At 70.9% G+C, this 16,394-nt stretch carries 10 protein-coding genes; 5 read left to right on the plus strand and 5 right to left on the minus strand.

All coding sequences use genetic code 11. From position 1 onward, the window contains the following. Positions 1-237: 237 nt before the first annotated feature. From eccCa to ACZ7L4_RS42620, 4 genes are all read left to right on the plus strand, one after another. Positions 238-4,179 (plus strand): type VII secretion protein EccCa, encoded by a 3,942-nt coding sequence (gene eccCa / locus ACZ7L4_RS42605; RefSeq protein ID WP_472110626.1) that lies wholly within the window; start codon positions 238-240, stop codon positions 4,177-4,179. Positions 4,180-4,278: 99 nt separating this feature from the next. Next, on the plus strand, positions 4,279-4,551 hold the full coding sequence (locus tag ACZ7L4_RS42610) for a hypothetical protein (RefSeq protein WP_472110628.1): 273 nt from the start codon (positions 4,279-4,281) through the stop codon (positions 4,549-4,551). A 155-nt stretch (positions 4,552-4,706) separates the two neighbouring features. Beyond that, positions 4,707-5,729, plus strand: a complete 1,023-nt coding sequence (locus tag ACZ7L4_RS42615) for an SUKH-4 family immunity protein (RefSeq protein ID WP_472110630.1) — start codon at positions 4,707-4,709, stop codon at positions 5,727-5,729. A gap of 84 nt (positions 5,730-5,813) precedes the next feature. Further along, a complete protein-coding gene (locus ACZ7L4_RS42620; RefSeq protein ID WP_472110632.1) occupies positions 5,814-6,290 on the plus strand; it encodes a hypothetical protein in 477 nt (158 codons plus the stop codon). Between the two features lie 51 nt (positions 6,291-6,341). On the opposite strand, the gene ACZ7L4_RS42625 is transcribed toward ACZ7L4_RS42620, so the two are convergent. The 5 genes from ACZ7L4_RS42625 to ACZ7L4_RS42645 form a co-directional block, all read right to left on the minus strand. Further along, a complete protein-coding gene (locus tag ACZ7L4_RS42625; RefSeq protein ID WP_450815225.1) occupies positions 6,342-6,713 on the minus strand; it encodes a hypothetical protein in 372 nt (123 codons plus the stop codon). A gap of 53 nt (positions 6,714-6,766) precedes the next feature. Then, positions 6,767-7,072, minus strand: coding sequence for a hypothetical protein (locus ACZ7L4_RS42630; protein WP_472110634.1), 306 nt, complete (start codon positions 7,070-7,072; stop codon positions 6,767-6,769). A 429-nt stretch (positions 7,073-7,501) separates the two neighbouring features. Next, complete coding sequence (locus ACZ7L4_RS42635; protein ID WP_472110635.1) at positions 7,502-9,787, minus strand: SUKH-4 family immunity protein; 2,286 nt, start codon at positions 9,785-9,787, stop codon at positions 7,502-7,504. A 62-nt stretch (positions 9,788-9,849) separates the two neighbouring features. Next, a complete protein-coding gene (locus ACZ7L4_RS42640) occupies positions 9,850-12,141 on the minus strand; it encodes an SUKH-4 family immunity protein (protein WP_472110637.1) in 2,292 nt (763 codons plus the stop codon). Between the two features lie 131 nt (positions 12,142-12,272). Beyond that, complete coding sequence (locus ACZ7L4_RS42645) at positions 12,273-15,062, minus strand: toxin glutamine deamidase domain-containing protein (RefSeq protein ID WP_472110639.1); 2,790 nt, start codon at positions 15,060-15,062, stop codon at positions 12,273-12,275. 100 nt (positions 15,063-15,162) lie between these two features. Here ACZ7L4_RS42645 and ACZ7L4_RS42650 point away from each other — a divergent pair, with 100 nt between their 5' ends. Further along, on the plus strand, positions 15,163-15,939 hold the full coding sequence (locus ACZ7L4_RS42650; protein ID WP_472110641.1) for a hypothetical protein: 777 nt from the start codon (positions 15,163-15,165) through the stop codon (positions 15,937-15,939). The last annotated feature ends 455 nt before the right edge of the window (positions 15,940-16,394 follow it).

Consider the following 16,394-nt stretch of genomic DNA (forward strand, 5'->3'; position numbering starts at 1 on the left):
GGCGGCGCGGCGTCCGGACGGCGTCACGCGCGGTGCGACAGCGTAGCGCCCTGGGCCCATCTCACCCCACAGGCCCCGCTACTTGACGAGAGTCAGTAGGATCACCGGGCACGCCGGAGCTCTTTGCCTTCGGCCTGGGGGAACCGCCAGTAACGGGGGCGGTCCGACATGTCCCGACGTGCACGGCATCCGTGCGCGCCAACTGATCCGACTGAAGATTTAAGGACTGGTGCTGCGGTGAGCGTGGTCATCGTCAAGCGACCGCCTCGGGTGTTGCCACCCGACGTACCGACGGACGAGGTGCGTCTCGAACCGCCGCCGGAGCTGGCACGGCCCGAGGACCAGAACCTGATGATGAGCCTGCTGCCCATGCTGGGTATGGGCACGTCCTCGGCGTTCTTCTTCACCTCGGGCCAGTCGATCATGAAGATCATGGGTGGCGTCATGATCGTCTCCACCCTCGCGATGGCACTTGCGCAGCTGGTCAAGGCCCGGCAGGGCGGCGGGGCCGAGATGGCCCAGGAACGCCAGGACTACCTCAAGTACTTGACCCAGGTCCGGCGTGACGTGCGGACCACCGCGCGCATGCAGCGGGACGGGCAGTACTTCCTGCACCCCAACCCGGAGCAGCTGTGGGCGCTCGTCGCCGAGGGCCGCCGGGTGTGGGAACGGCGCTCCAGCGACTCGGACTTCACCCAGGTGCGTCTGGGTCTCGGCCCGCAGCAGCTGTCAACTCCCCTGATGGCGCCGGAGACCGCTCCGCTCGACGAGCTGGAGCCGCTCACCGCGCACGCGATGAAGTCGTTCCTGGAGACCCACGGCACGTTGGACGCGCTGCCGTTGGCCGTGTCCCTGCGCTCCTTCTACCACGTGAGTGTCTCCGGCGATCCGGACACCACGTACGGTGCCGCGCGCGCCATGATCTCCCAGCTGTGCACCCTGCACTCCCCGGAGGACCTGCGGGTCGCCGTGGTCGCCTCGCCCGGCGCGATGGCCGAGTGGGAGTGGACGAAGTGGCTGCCGCACGTGCAGCACAGCAGCAGCGACGGCGCCGGTTCCCAGCGCGTGATCGTGGACGACCTCGGCGAGGTCGAGGCCATGCTCGCCGACGAGTTGGAGGGCCGCGGCCGGTTCAACCCGCAGGGCCCGCCGGTCGTCGACCAGCCGCACCTCGTCGTCGTCATGGACGGCGGCGGCATCCCCGACGAGTCGATCATCGCGGGCGCCGAGGGTCTGCAGGGCGTCACGATCATCGAGGTCGTCCCCGGCGTCGTGGAGGAGCTGCGCGGCTCGCTGTCCGTGCAGGTGCAGCCGGGTGAGCTGCTGCTCGAGTCGCAGGGCGGCACCCAGTACACCGGCGTCTGCGACACGCTCTCGCTCACCGAGGCCGAGGCGCTCGCGCGGCAGCTCGCGCCGCTGCGCGCCGGTTCGGCGGACGGCGACGAACCGCTCCTCGCCAACCTGGACTTCACCGAGCTGATGGGCATCGGCGACGCCGGTTCGGTCGACGTCGCGCGCACCTGGCGGCCCCGCACCCTGCACGAGCGGCTGCGTGTGCCGCTCGGTGTGGACCGCGACGGGCAGCCGGTCATGCTCGACATCAAGGAGGCCTCGCAGGAGGGCATGGGCCCGCACGGCCTGTGCGTCGGCGCCACCGGTTCCGGTAAGTCCGAGGTGCTCCGCACGCTCGTGCTCGCCCTCACGGTGACGCACTCCTCGGAGACGCTGAACTTCATCCTCGCCGACTTCAAGGGCGGCGCGACCTTCGCGGGCATGTCGGAACTCCCGCACGTCGCCGCCGTGATCACCAACCTGGCCGACGACCTCACCCTGATCGACCGCATGCGCGACTCGATCACCGGTGAGCTCCAGCGCCGCCAGGAGCTGCTCCGCTCGGCGGGCAACTACGCGAACATCACCGACTACGAGAAGGCCCGCGCGGCCGGCGCCCCGCTGGACCCGCTGCCCTCGCTCGTCATGGTGCTCGACGAGTTCTCCGAACTCCTCACCGCACGCCCGGACTTCATCGAGATGTTCATCCAGATCGGCCGCATCGGCCGTTCCATGGGTGTGCACATGCTGCTCGCCTCGCAGCGCCTGGAGGAGGGCAAGCTCCGCGGTCTGGACACCTTCCTCTCGTACCGCATCGGTCTGCGTACGTTCTCGGCCGCCGAGTCCCGTACCGCGATCGGTGTCCCCGACGCGTACCACCTGCCGAACGTCCCCGGCTCGGGCATCCTCAAGTACGACACCGAGACGATGATCCAGTTCAAGGCGGCGTACGTCGGTGGCGTCTACCGGGCCGGTGGCTCCGGTGGCGGCGGTTCGCGTACCCACCGGCAGCCCGTGCTGTTCACGGCGGCGCCCGTCGCCGAGCAGATCATCCACGAGCCGGAGCCCGAGGTCGTACCCGACCAGGTCGACGACGCGCTCGCGGACACCGTCCTCGACGTGATCGTGGCGCGCATCGTCGGCCAGGGCCCGCCGGCCCACCAGGTGTGGCTGCCGCCGCTGGAGGAGTCCCCCTCGGTGGACTCGCTGCTCCCGCCGCTGTCGACGACGCCGGAGCGTGGCCTGCACGCCGCCGACTACCCGGCGCTCGGCAAGCTGGTCGTGCCGATGGCGCTGGTGGACAAGCCGTTCGAGCAGCGCCGCGACATCCAGTACCTGGACTTCTCCGGTTCGGCCGGTCACGGTCTCGTGGTTGGTGGTCCGCAGTCCGGCAAGTCGACCCTGATCCGGTCGATCATGTCCTCGTTCGCGCTCACCCACACCCCGTCCGAAGTGCAGTTCTACTGCCTGGACTTCGGTGGCGGCGGCATGCTCGCGATGGAGGGCCTGCCGCACGTCGGCGGGGCCGCCTCGCGCCTCGACTCCGAGAAGGTGCGCCGTACGGTCGCCGAGGTCCGCGGCATCCTCAACGAGCGCGAGGAGTTCTTCCGCGCCAACAACGTCGACTCCATCGGTACGTTCCGGTCCCGGCGCGCCGCCGGGCAGTACCCGGACCAGCGGTGGGGCGACGTCTTCCTGATCATCGACGGCTGGGCGGCCTTCAAGACCGACTACGAGCAGCTCGACCCGGTCATCCTCGACCTGGCCTCCCGCGGTCTCGGCTTCGGTATCCACCTGATCATCGGCTCCGGCCGCTACACCGAGGTCAGGCCCGCCCTGCGCGACCAGCTCCTCAACCGTGTGGAGCTCAAGCTCGGTGACCCGATGGAGTCGGAGTTCGACCGCAAGAAGATGGAGGCCGTACCGCTCGGTATGCCCGGTCGCGGTCTGACCCCCGACAAGCTCAGCTCGCTCGGCGCGCTGCCCCGGATCGACGCCTCGTCCGACGTGGAGACCCTCGGCCAGGCCATCGAGCACATGGTGACGACGGTCGCCGAGCACTGGCAGGGCCCGCCGGCCCCGCCGGTGCGGATGCTGCCCACCAAGCTGCACATCAGCGAGGTCCCCAAGGGCAACGACTTCCCCGAGCGGGGTGTCGCGATCGGTGTCGACGAGACCACGCTGTCGCCGTCGTTCATCGACTTCGAGACCGACCCGCTGATGGTCGTCTACGGAGAGTCCGAGTCCGGCAAGTCCGCGTTCCTGCGCATGATCGCCAAGCAGATCTCCGAGCGGTACGCGACCGACAAGGCGCTCATCGTCGCCGGTGACTACCGGCGCGCGCACCTGAGCGAGCTGCCCGAGTCGCACCTCTACAAGTACTGCGCCTCGGGCCCGCAGCTCCAGGAGGTCGTCACCGGCCTCGCGGGCTCCATGGGCCGCCGTATGCCGGGTCCGGACGTCACGCCGGAGCAGCTGCGCAACCGCTCCTGGTACGACCTGCCGGACGCGTTCGTCATCGTCGACGACTACGACCTGGTGGCGACCAGCTCCGGCAACCCGCTCCAGTCGCTGCTCGAGTACCTGCCGTTCGCCCGTGACCTGGGTCTGCGCATCATCATCGCGCGCAGCTCCTCCGGTGCGGCACGGTCCTCCTTCGAGCCGGTCATGCAGCGCATGAAGGAGCTCGGCGCGACGGGCCTGGTGCTGTCCGGCGACCCGGCCGAGGGCCAGATCTTCGGCCCGCTCAAGCCGCAGAAGCTGCCGCCGGGCCGAGGCATGCTCGTCACCCGCAAGGGCGGCGCGCAGCTGGTGCAGACGGCGTGGATGCCGATGCGCAGCAACTAGCGGCCGCCTAGGCGACGCGTATCGTACGGCGCCGGGGATCGGGGGACCGATGCCCGGCGCCGTACGCTTTTGCCCGAACCGACGTGAAGGAGACGAGAGTTGAGCACGCCGCCCCGCACCACCGACGAGGCACTCGCGATCGCCCGGACGACCTTCCAGCCACTGTGCGCGGACGGCACCCCGGCGACGCTCAACGTCCAGGAGTTCGACCTGGGCTTCCTGATCTACGCGACCTTCCCACCGACCGAGCCGCCCTCGTACGGGGGCAGCCACCTGGTCATCTCGAAGACGGACGGCTCGACCATGTACGTCCCGAACTTCCCGCCGGAGTCGGCGATCAGCCTTTATCGGCGGCAGGTGGGGCAGGGCTGACGACCGACGGCCGGCGGCTGACGCGGGCCGTCGCCAGGTCTCGCCCTGCCCACTGTCACCGGGCGGCACTAGACTTTGCGGGCGTCGTGCCGGGCGGGTCGGCCGCCTCGACGCCTTCTTGACCGTTCACCAACCCGTCCGATGGAGACCCAGCCGTGACCACGCACGACCAGGACGAACGGCAGGCCGCGCAGCCGGACGGCGGCGGCTCCCGCGCCGCCACCGGGCCCGGCAACACCGTCGTGTTCACGTACGTCGACCCGCGCACCGGTGAGGAGACGTACCTGACGCGCGTCTCCGGTCCCGGTCTGCCGCCCGTGGAGTACCAGGGGTGGGCGGACCTGCGTGGCGCGGAGGTGCCCGCGAGCAATGTGGTGGCGGTCCACACCGATCTCAGTCCCAGCTCCCTGCCGGGCGGCTACACGCTCGACGCGCTCCGCGCCGGTTTCCCGAACGCGGCGCTCTCCTCCAGCCATCCGTACGGCGGGGACCCGGCGGAGCGCGCGGAGGGCGTCGCGGCGCTGACCGAGCAGGTGGAGTCGATGGCGCGGCTCGCGGGCCAGGCGCCGCCGCCGCGTCCGCACCGTGTACCGCTGCCGGCTCCGACGGGTTCGGCGCCTGTGCTGCCCACCGAGCTCCCGGGGAGGCTTCCTGTGCAGCGCTACGGGGCGGAGCTGCTCGCCTCGGCCGCGCTCCCCGATGCCGCGCGTGCCGCCCTCGCGAGCCCCGGGCTCCCCGCCGACGTCCGCTTCTTCTTCACCGCGGACCGGCCCGAGAACCCGCCGCGCGGTGGCCTGTTCGTGGACGCGGCGACCCACTTGCGCGAACTCGGGGCCGAGCTGTCCCCCGCCGCCGCCGACATCCTCGCCGCGCACACCCGCATCGGCACGGACGGCCAGTACGTGATCACGGTGCAGCAGGAGGCCGGCAGCGTATGGGCGGCCAACCCGGCGACGGGCGGCGGCCGTTACGTCAACGCGTCGGTGGCCGCGCTCGCGCACTGCCTCGCCACGCTCGCCGCCACGCGTGAGCTCATGGTGGGCATGAATCCGTACGAGGCGGGGGCGGCGGTCGCCGACCTCCAGGCCCGCCTGATCGCGCTCGACCCCACGTGCTTCGACGATGCCGGCAACTGGTGGTCGGTGATCATCGAGCAGATGTGGCACGGCCTGTTCTGACCCACTGACCGTGCGCCTGCCCGTACGCCTGTCCGTCTGTCCGTCCGTCGTCTGTCCGACCCGTTCGCAGCCCGAGAGGACCTCATGCCCCGCGAAGGATTCCGTACCGATACGACGTCCCTGGCCAACGAAGGCACGAACTTCCAGGACCTGGGCGCCGCGTTCGCCAAGGCGGCGGCCGCCCTGCAGAACGGTCTGGCGTCGGTGAACGCCTGCGCCCCCACCAGCGGCGAGGCCCCCGCGCCCGAGAAGGGCCAGGTGGAGGGCTTCGTCCAGGGCCTGACGAGCTTCGCCGACAAGGCGGACATGCCACCGTGGGGCGACGACGAGATCGGCGAGAAGTTCGGCATCGCCTACGAGGGTCTGCAGACCGGCATGTTCGAGTCGATGCAGCACCTCGCGCAGGAGCTGACGAACATCGGCGGCGCGCTCGGCGCGATGGCCAAGAACCACGCCGAGAACGAGTCCTTCAACGAGCAGCTGATCCGCCAGGAACAGAATGACGTCGACTTCGCGGCGGGCGGGGGCGGCACGATCTCCAGCATGAGCAAGATGACGTGACGGGGGTGGGAGCAGCGGGGACGGACCTGCCGGGCGGGTCCGAGGCGCGGGTCAGAGCGCCTGTCCCACCCCGATGACCAGCAGCGAACCGACCATCAGCCACAGCCCCTGACGTCCCATGCCGCCCGCGCCGCGCACGGCGAGCCACAGCGCGCCGCAGGCGCCGACCACACCCAGGGCGTTGGCACCGATCGCGACCGCGCCGGCGCTCCCCACGGCCTGGCCGATGAGCGCCGCGACGGCCGCCGCGAGGAAGACGGCCGCGCATACGATCCCCCGCAGCCGCTCGCGCCGCACCGCCTCGGCGACGCGCTCCCGCTCCTCGGCGAGCGCGCGCTCCTCCGGCGGAAGCTCGGTCTCCCACTTCCGCGAGAAGTCCGCCTCCCACTGCAGGCCAGTGCCGTCTCCACCCGTACGTGTCATGCCCGCGACCCTAGCCGACGGGCGGCAGGCGGCTCATCCCGAGCCGGTCGGGCCTACGGCTCGTAGTGATCCGTGAGGCTCCCGGTGGCCGCTTCCCAGAAGTGGGCGCCACCCACATCGTCCGGCAGCGCCCCGACGAAGTCACCGAATTCCTCGAGCGCGGCCTCCAGCGCCTCCGCGCTCTCGTCGTCGTCCTCGAGCCCGTCGAGCCGATCCATCTCCCGTACGACGGCCGCGAGCAGCGCGACAGCGGCTCCGGCATGCGCGACGGTGGCGAACTCTCTGGCGGAGGCCATGCCTGCGGCGTGGTCCCAGCCGTTGGGGTCGTAGACGGAGATCTCGCCGGTCGGCATCTCCATCAGGTGATACTCACTGCCGTAGACACCGATGCAGTCGCAGGAGGCAGGGGCCTCTTCATCGTGACCGTAGGCGCCGGCAAAGATCTCGGCGGGCTCGGGACTCCAACCGACAGCACCGCCCTTCCCCCCGGTACCCGCCCCCTTCGATGTCGATGGCGGGAAACAAGGTCCCCGCCTCACCGGTGCAGGCCTCCACCCACTCCTGGGTGGGCGTGCGGAGGCGGGCGATGACGGCGTCGCGGTCGGACAGGATCGTCAGGGGCACAAGGGGCTCCGTTCCGGGGGGGGGGCTGATCGTTGCGGTGGGCGTCCGCCCGCGCACGGCACGCAGCAGTTTCTCGCCGCTCGGGGCCGCCTCATCGAGGAGGGAGGGTCCATGCGTCTCACGGTGCACGCAAGTCCCCTCAGGCGTTCGGTTACCAGCGACCGTCAGATGACTTCCTGCAGCCCCTCGGTCCACCAGCTGTGCGCGGCGTGCGGGCTGACGTCACGCAGGTGGTCCTCCAACGCGTCGCGCAGGCCGAAGAGTTCGCCTTGCGTGTACGACATCGGGAAGTGACCGCGGATGACCGCCCAGGTGGTGACGAGGCGGACGAAGACGTCCAGGTTCTCGGCCATGAGGTGGGGGGCGTCGTGGTCGACGTTCCATTTGCCGGAGTGCCAGTCGGGGTACCAGTCGTCGCCGGGCGGGGTGTCGTCGGGGAGGTCGGACTTGGTCCAGTCGGCGTGGCGGGGCAGGCGGTAGACCCGGCCGGTGGTGGCGTGCACTGCGATGGGGCCGCCGTTCCAGTCGCCCAGCGCGTAGAGGGGCAGGTCGCGGACGCGCGGCAGCGGGGCCTCGGCCTCCGGGTCGATGCCCAGGTGGATCTCGGCTGCCGTCAGGGTCGGCAGTCCGGTCACGGTCAGGGTGTGGCGGGCCTCGGGGGCGGTCAGGCTCGCGGGCAGGTGGGGTTCGGAGAGGCGGGTCATGGACTGCGTACCGAACACCGACTCCGGGGACGATGCGAAGTATCTCTGGCCGGGGGCGATGTGGCAGGGATGCACGTCGATGAGCCCGGACGCGGTCGGGGACGGCATGGCGGTACTGAGGAGGTCGTCCCCCGCACAGTCATCGAGTTCTTCGTCCCACTCCTCGCCCTCCTCGATCTCGTCTTCCTCGAACTCGTCTTCCTCGTCCACTGTGCGCGGCCCGGGGAAACCGTCCGCGAACCGTTCCGGGTCAGTGGCCTCGGTGGCGAAGATTCCGCCGGTCGACGCCACCACGACCAGCTCCCCCACCTTCAACCGGTCCCGTACGAGCCCCGGCTCCACAGGGAACGGGTCGAACGCGGCCCACGCCCGCAAGCGACCGCCCCCGCCCTGCCACAACGGCTCACGTTCCCCGAAGGTCGGCACGGAACCCGTCCACGGCCCGGCCAGTACCTCACCCGTGGCCGCGTCGAACACCCAGTAGCGCGGCTTCGGCCGGGTGTCGTCCCGCGCGACGACCGCCGTCCGGCCCTGCGGGTGCCAGCCGTCGGGCGCGAGCTCCAGGCCGGTCACCGGGCCGGGGAACACCCGCCGCGGGTCGACGACGCCCGGTGGACGCCAGTGCGACCAGCGCACGGTCCACGGGCGGTCGGGGTGTGCCTCGGCCACTGCCTCCGCCGCCGCCTCGTCCCCCTGCGCCCGCGCCGCCAGGGCCAGCCAGGACGCCCATTCGTCGAACTCGAACGTGCGCAGTCCGGCCGTTTCGAGGTCGCGTGCGCGACTGGCGGGCGTGGGGGCCGACCAGGCGGCGTAGCGATCGCGGTAGGCGGGATCCATCCGTACGGCGTCGAGGTCGGCGCGTACCGTCTTGTCGGCCTCGATGAGGCTGTGGGGCGAGAGGCGGGCCAACAGCCGCGTGTCACCCGACAGTTCGTGGAAGGACTCGCCGTACCGCCCTCCGCGTACCGCGTGTGCGGCCAGCGCGAGGACGGCGTAGCGGCCCACTCCGTCCTCTCGCTGGTCGACACGCTCGCGCAGCCACTGCGTCATCTCGGCGTGGACGTGGCGGGCGTGGCCCAGGTCCACCGCGGCCCGCAGTTCGTCCCGGCGCGACCAATCGGCGAACCAGACACGGCCGTCCGTCGAGACGGTGATCTCCGGGGCGTCCAGGGGGAGTTCGAGATCGCCGCCGTTGAGCAGGCGGGAGAGCCGGCGCCATACCTCGACCGAGGCCGCGGACGACTGGGCGAGGGCGAGGGCCTGGAGGGCCCACTCGCGCAGCTCCGCCGGGGAACTGCTGCGGTCGGGGCGACGCCGCGGTGCCTCGATCTCCAGTCGCGGCCGGGAGGGGAACCATCGGTCGTGCCAGCCGACCTCGACCACGACCAAGGCCTCGGCCGTCGCGGCGATCTCATGGTCGAGGAGGCCGAGGGCGGCGTCCGGGTAGCCGGTTCCGCGCCCGCCGGGGACCTCTTGGCCACCCGCGACCAGCACCACCGCGGGGCCCGCTCCGGTGGCCGCACCACTGTCCCGCAGGGCCTCACCCACCCGATCGGCCAGCTCCCGCGCCCCGAGCCCCGCAGCCTCGACCCACGCCGCACCGGGCACGACGTCGCGTACCCGGGACAGGATCGCGGTGCGCTCCGACTCGGCCGAGCCCATCAACTCGACGACCTGACAGGTGCCTTCACGGTGCAAGGTTGCGATGCGTTCGACCGCCGTCGCGGCGGTGACACTCTCGTACATGACTGGTGGTTCGCTCCCCCGACCTGGCGCGCCTGGAAGTGCTGAGCCGTGACCGGCTGCACCTAATGCTCCGTCAACGCCACACCCCAGACTCCCGCCGCCGCACCGAGCGGATCGATCGCGGACTGCAGGCCCTTCACCCGGTCCGCGATGTCGCGGGTCTCGATCTCGTCACCCGATGTCGTGAACACCTGGACGCCGACGAGCCAGACGGAGACCAGCGCGAGGAAGTCGTGCAGGTTCCGACCGACGATCTCCGCCCTGTGGAAGTCCTCGCGGTCCTCACCGGGCAGGTGGAGGATCTGCCCGGTCGGGCCGTCGATCACGACGTCGTCGCCCATCCAGAGGCCGATGGCGTAGTACGGGCCGGTGACGGTGATCGGTTCGTGGTGGTAGTCAGCGTGCGGGACGCCGTCGGGCCACGCCACCTCGCGCAGGAGATTTGCCGGGCGGGGCGGCAGCGGGCCCGTGTGGGTGCCCTGCGCGGCGTCGGTCCAGCGGTGGTCCGGTTCCAGGCCGTAGAAGCCGAGACCATGTACGTCGCGGAAGGACGGCAGGCCCAGTGTGGTGAGGAATTCGCGGGTGGCCGGGTCGGTGAGGCCGTCGGGGAGCAGGGGCTCCCGCACCCGGAACAGGGTCCCGGAATCGGCCTCGAAGATCGTGTCGAGATCCTCGGGGCCGGGCGCGGGGGCGTGGGCCGGGACGGTAGCCGGGGCGGTGAGTACGGACGGGCACAGGGCCTCGGAGCGGTGGCGGAGGCTGAGGCTGAGGCGGGTGAAGGGTGGCGCTGTCGTCTTCGTCGCCGTCAGGTTCGACGTGGGCTCGATGGCGAACAGGCCGCCCCAGCCGCCGAGTACGACCGTGTCGCCGATGGTCACCGGGCCCGCTTCGAGGAGGTACCGGCTGGCCGGGTCCACATCCGGGCGGTCGTCCTCGCCGCCGGGAGTCGGCCAGCGCAGACCCGGTGCGGCCTCCTCGGGAGGCTGGTTGCGCGGCCAGGCGCCGGTGGCCAGAACCTCGCCGCTCTGCGGGTCGTACACGGTCACATGGCGCTCCCGGCCCCGGTAGGCGAGGGAAGCCACCACCCGGCGGTCGTGCAGGCGCAGTTCCAGCAGGTCGTAGACATCGGGGATGTCGAGGTACGACACGTGCAGGCCCGCCGGGGGCCGCCACCGCGACCACCGCACCCGCCACGGCAACCGGACACCGCTGCGCTCCAGCTCCTCCGCCAACTCCGTGTCGCCACGAACCGTCGCCTGAAGGTGCAGCCACGCCACCCACGTCGGCTGCGTGCACGGCAGGATCGCGTAGTCCCGGGCCAGCACCGCGTCGGCGAGCACGGAACCGGCGGGCGCTTGCTCCATGCCCGCGCCTTCGGCGGCCTCCAGCAGCGCTGTGGGCGGGATGTGGGCGACGAGGCGGGTGTCGCGCAGCAGCGCGGTGAGCAGCGGGAAGTCCGTGTCACCGGTGGCCGTGTCCGCGGCCCCGGCGTGGGCGGCGAGGGCGGTCGTGGCGTATCGGGCCAGTAGGTCCGTATCGGTGTCGGCGCCGGTGCGGCCCTCCGGATGGGCCCATTGTGTGCTCGACTCCGCGAGGTGGGCGTAGAGGTGGCGGTGGGTGCGTGCGCGGTCCTCGGGCGGGAGTTGTGCGCGCAGCTCGCGTGCAACGGACTCGTCCCGGAAGGAGACCGTCCGGTTCTCGGTCCCGGCCAGCAGGAGTTCGCCGTGCCGCTCGACCACCCGGGACAATTCGTCGACCTCGACAGGCCGCCCGGTCATGGCCGTGACGAGTTCCTGCCAGATGACGTACGGCACCGTACGCGCCTCCGCCTGCGCCAACGCCCGTACCTCTACGGGCGCTTCGCGCGGCGCCTCGGCCTGTACCGTCAGCTGGAGCGGGCGGTCGCCGCCGCCGAGGTGGCGGGTGTCGCGGGTGACCACGACCACGGCGTGGCCCTTGCCGCCGATCCGGCCCAGGGCGCGCAGCAGACGCTGCGGTTCGCCGCTGGTCCGGGTGTGGCCCACCAGTTCCAGGTGGGAGACGAGCACCGGCCGCGGGGGCTTCTTCGGCACCTGCCGGGTCCAGGAACGGGGCGCCTTGGCCCGCGCTCCGAGAGCGTCCAGCACCTTGGTGAGCGCCTCGTCCGCGGTGCGGCCGGCCACGTCGACGAGGACGCTGTCGGGCACGCGCTCGTGCACGGCGAGCAGTACCTCCTCGCCGTGCCGGCCGGACGCGTCCACGATGCAGGTCACGCCTCCGCCCGTGAGCTTCTGCCAGCCGTCGGCAACCAGGTCGATCGCCGCCGCTGGGGGCAGCTCGTCGACATGTGCGGGCTGTTGTGGCTCGTTGCGCATGCGGCTCACTCTACTTTCACGTCCCATTCCCGAAGTGCCTGCTCGCCCCCGGCCTCAGGACCCGACAACCAATCGCGCGCCGGCCGCCCCTCACGTGAATCTCCCCTGCCTCCACGTCACTCGATGCGGCTTTACGTGGCGGCGCCCCCTGGACCATTCGACCCGACCATCTGTGTTCTCACGCGGATCCAGGTTTCCGCGACGACAGCCAGATGATCGGCCAGCTCCTCGTCCATCCTGTTCTTCGTTTCCTTGTCCGAGTGCCGGTACGTCGTGCTGTAGTACACCGGCACACCGTTCATGGACTCGTGTTGCGCAATCGTTTTGGAACACTCGGCGTAGCCCGAGTTGAGCTCCCGCGAACCACAAGGTTCACGCTCGGTGTACAGGCCGGCGATCGCGTATTTCGGGTCGGCTCCGGGCCCCGTGGCGCCGTTGACGGTTTCGATCCAGTTCAGGATGTGCGATTCGGAATGCAGAGGAGTGACTGCGTCCAAGCCGGCGGGGACGGAGGAATCGACGACGTAGGTGCTGTTGCCCTCCGCGTCGACCAGCTCGACCACCGCATAGTTCTTCCCTGACAGGTCGGGCCCGGTGCCGGACTCGAGCGCGGACTCAAGAAGGTCCTGGATCTTCCGCCGCTTCACGGCGGACAGATCCTCGGCCACGGACTCGTTGAAGACGGTCCGCAGATTGGCGAATGCCTTCTTCGACTCGGTGTCCGAGCGGTACTTCGGAGGAAGATCCGCTGCCGCTTCGTTCCGTCGCCTGGCCGCGGAGGACTCGTAGTCGTTCTGGGCGGGATTGGGCACCTGGTTGGCACCGCTTCCCTTGGTGGTGCCTTCGTAAGGGCTGTCGCTGTCCGGTGGGCGCTCCGGGCTGTTTCCGACCGCATTGTCCGCATGGAAGGAATTGCTCATGCGCGCGATCGCCGCGACCACCGCGTACTTCTCACCGTCGTTCATCGAGGCGAACTTCTCACCGAGAGCCGCTCTCAACTCGGCGTCGGTGAAAGCGGTCGGCGGGACTTCGGTGCCGCGGTGATTCTCCACGGCCTCGGCATAGGCCTGCTCGGCCGCCGCTCTGCGCTCCGCGGCCTCAACGAGCTTTCCGTCCTTCAGCGCGGCCGCTTTGTCCGTCTCGCCGTTCTTCTCGTGATCCTTGATCTGCTTCTCGATCGCCCGTTCCTCGATGAGAGCGTCCTGCAAGGCTCTCCGAGGCGTCTCGACCGGCTCCATCGCCTCCTCATAGGCCTTCCGACGCTCAGCCGCCTGCTCCAGAAGCCCGGCGAGGGGGGCTTCTGGATGCTTGTCCGGGTCGACCCAGTCCCGCAGGGTCTGGTGCACGGCATCCAGGTCGGTCCGATATACGTCGTGGGACTCTCGAAGGGCGGCCTGGATGGGGTCGGGTGCCACGCCCTGCTGAAGGTCCTCCGGCTTCTCCGCGACAAGGCCGCCGTTCCGGTTGGCACGCGTGGGGTCCAGGTCCCGCCGCGATGATTCCTCTTCCTGTTGGTGCTGCTCTTGCTGTTCGGGCTTGTCCTGTTCCTGCTGCTGCCCTTGGTCGGGCTGATCAGGGGCCGCGCCGTAAGAGGGCGTGGGGTCCGAGCCGTATCCACCCTGGCCCTGATCGGGCCGAGGTGCCGCGAACGACTGCGGGGACTGCACCGACGGCGACGAGTGAGAGTTGGACGTGGCGGAGTCGGATGCGCTGGACGAGTCGGCTGGGTCGGACGCGTTGGAGGAACTGGAGGAGTTGGACCCGTTGGAGGAACTGGAATCGGACGTTGCCGACGTGTCCGATGACTGTGCTTCCGTGTCGTCCTTCGTCTCCCAAGGGGCGTCCATCGTCTGGCCGTTGGGGTCGAAGGGGACGTAGCGGACGTCGGTGGCGCCGGTGTGGATGGGGTTGGGGCTGATCTCACCGGTCTGGTGGTCGACCCAGACGATCTGGCCGTTGTCGTTGTAGACGTTGAACGCGTGCCCGCCGCCTCCGGGCCACTGGACGCCGACGACGGCGGCGGAGCCGGGGCCGGCCTGTTGTAGGTGGTGGGCGATGCGGGCGTAGGGGCTGGGGTGGTCACTGCCGGCCCAGATCTGGGGTCGGCCCGCCCAAGCGTCGAGGTTGTTGTAGGAGTCGCGTTCGGGTGTGTTCCGGTCGGGGGTTCCGTCGGGGTTGGTGTCAGGGGTGCGGGGTGCGGAGACCTGGGGGTTGCCGAACCAGGTGGAGAGCGCGGAGCGGGCGTTGTCGAGGCAGTTGTTGGACCGACCGGGCTGGTCGAAACCGCCGTCGTTGATGAGGCGGGCCCACTTGCCGAAGACGCTGGGGTGGCGTTGCGGGGTGCCGTCGGGGTTGCGGGGGACGGCGTCCGCGACGGCTTGTTGGTGGGCGGGGTCGGGGGGCAGCAGACCGTACGGGGAGTGGTTGAGACTGTCGCGGATCTGCTGGAGGCTCCGCCCCTGGGACAGCGGCGCCGGCTGGTCCTGTTTGGGGGGTGTGGCGCCGGAGGGCTCCTGCGCGGGGTGTCCGTTCGAACTGGGCTGCTGGGTACCGGGGTTGTTGTTCGGCGTCTGAATCGGGACCTGGACCGGCACCTGGTTCGGGATCTGGTTCGCAGGCTGATGCGGCGTCTGGCTCGGAGTGTGCTGCGGCGTCTGGCTTGGAGTCGGGTTGGCGGGCTGGCTCGGCGTCTGACCCGGCGTCTGCGTCGGAGCCTGGTTGGCAGGCTGGTTCGGGGTCTGGCCCGGAACCTGGTTCGCAGGTTGATTCGGGGTCTGGCCCGGAACCTGGTTCGCAGGTTGATTCGGTGCTGGGTTCGGAGACTGGCTCGGGACCTGGTTCGCAGGCTGGTTCGGTGCCGAGTTCGGCGTCTGGCTTGGAGTCTGGTTCGACGGCTGGTTCGGGGTCGGTGTGGACGACAAGCCGGGCTGGTTCGGGGTGTTGGGGTTGGAGTTGGTAGGACCGGGCCTGTTGGTGGGGGTGGGGGTCGCGCGTCGGGGGGCCTCGGTACGGGGTGTGTCCGTGCGGGGGTTCGTCGTGGGGTTGGGCTGGCGTGCTGGGCCCTGGGTCGGCGTGGTGGGGGTGTTCGCGACCGGGCCCGGGGTCGCGGTCGGTGCGACGTTCGGCGTCTGGTTCGGGGTCGGTGTTGTGGAGTTCTGGTCGCCGGTCGGCGTGGGGTTCGTCGTGGGTGCGGGGCGGGTCGGGGCGTGGGCCTCGGTGGCCGTGGCGCTCTGGGAGTGGAACGTGGGGCTGGACGACGTACGCGAGGGCGAGTCGGAGCCCGTGTGGGCGCCCGCACCCGCGCCGGGTATGGAGCCCGGCGTCGCAGAAGTGGAGGCGGACGTGGGTGACGAGGTGTCGGTGGGCGTGGGGGTGCCCGCCGGCATCGCCGTCGCCGTGGGTTGTTGGACCTGGGTACGTGGGTCCGTCGCGGTGGACGGATCGTTGCCGCGGTCGGGCGTAGGGGTCTGCGCGGCGGTGTTGGTGGCCTCCTGTGCCGGGGCGGCGCTCTCCGAGGCCGTGTTGATGCCCTGGGAGGGATCGGCCTGCACGGTGGGCGGCGACGTGTCCGGCGTGGGGGTCGGCGCGGGCGTATCCGCCTCCACGCGCGCGTGCGGCACCGCGGAGGACGGGTCCGACTGCGCCGCGGGCGCGGGCGTGGCCGTCTCACTGCTGCCGTTGCGCTGCCCGTCCGTGCCCGAATCCGTCGACACGTCCGGCGTTCCGGACGACGGCGCGGCGTCCGGCGTGCTCGACGGGCTCGCGGAGGATCCGGACGCGGACTGTTGCTCGTTGTAGCCCGCGTCGAACGGGGTAAGCGGCCGATCGGACGACGGCGCCGGGGATGGGGACGACGTAGTCGCTGGTCCGGCGTCACCGCTCGGGGTCGCCTGCCCTCCAACCCCCGTATGGCTACGGCCTGTTGCCCCCGCTCCACCGGTGTCACCGGAAGCGGATCCACCAGACGTACCGCCTCCCTCGCTCCCGGATCCGGACGTCCCGGAGCCACCGGAATCGGAACCGGAACCGGAGCCGCCTGAGCCGGCCCCGGACGGCCCACCGGACGCCGCCCCACCGGAACCAGCCCCGGCCCCGGCACCCCCCGACGTACCTCCAGAACCGTCCCCTCCGGAACCACCACCGGCCCCGGCCCCCGCTCCGGCATCCGCATCGGTCCCGCCCGCCGACGAAGACGACCCGTTCCCCGCCGCACTGTCCAACCCGCCCCGCGCATGCGACCCCGCCCGGCCCCC

Source organism: Streptomyces sp. NPDC107575 (genome assembly GCF_055657265.1).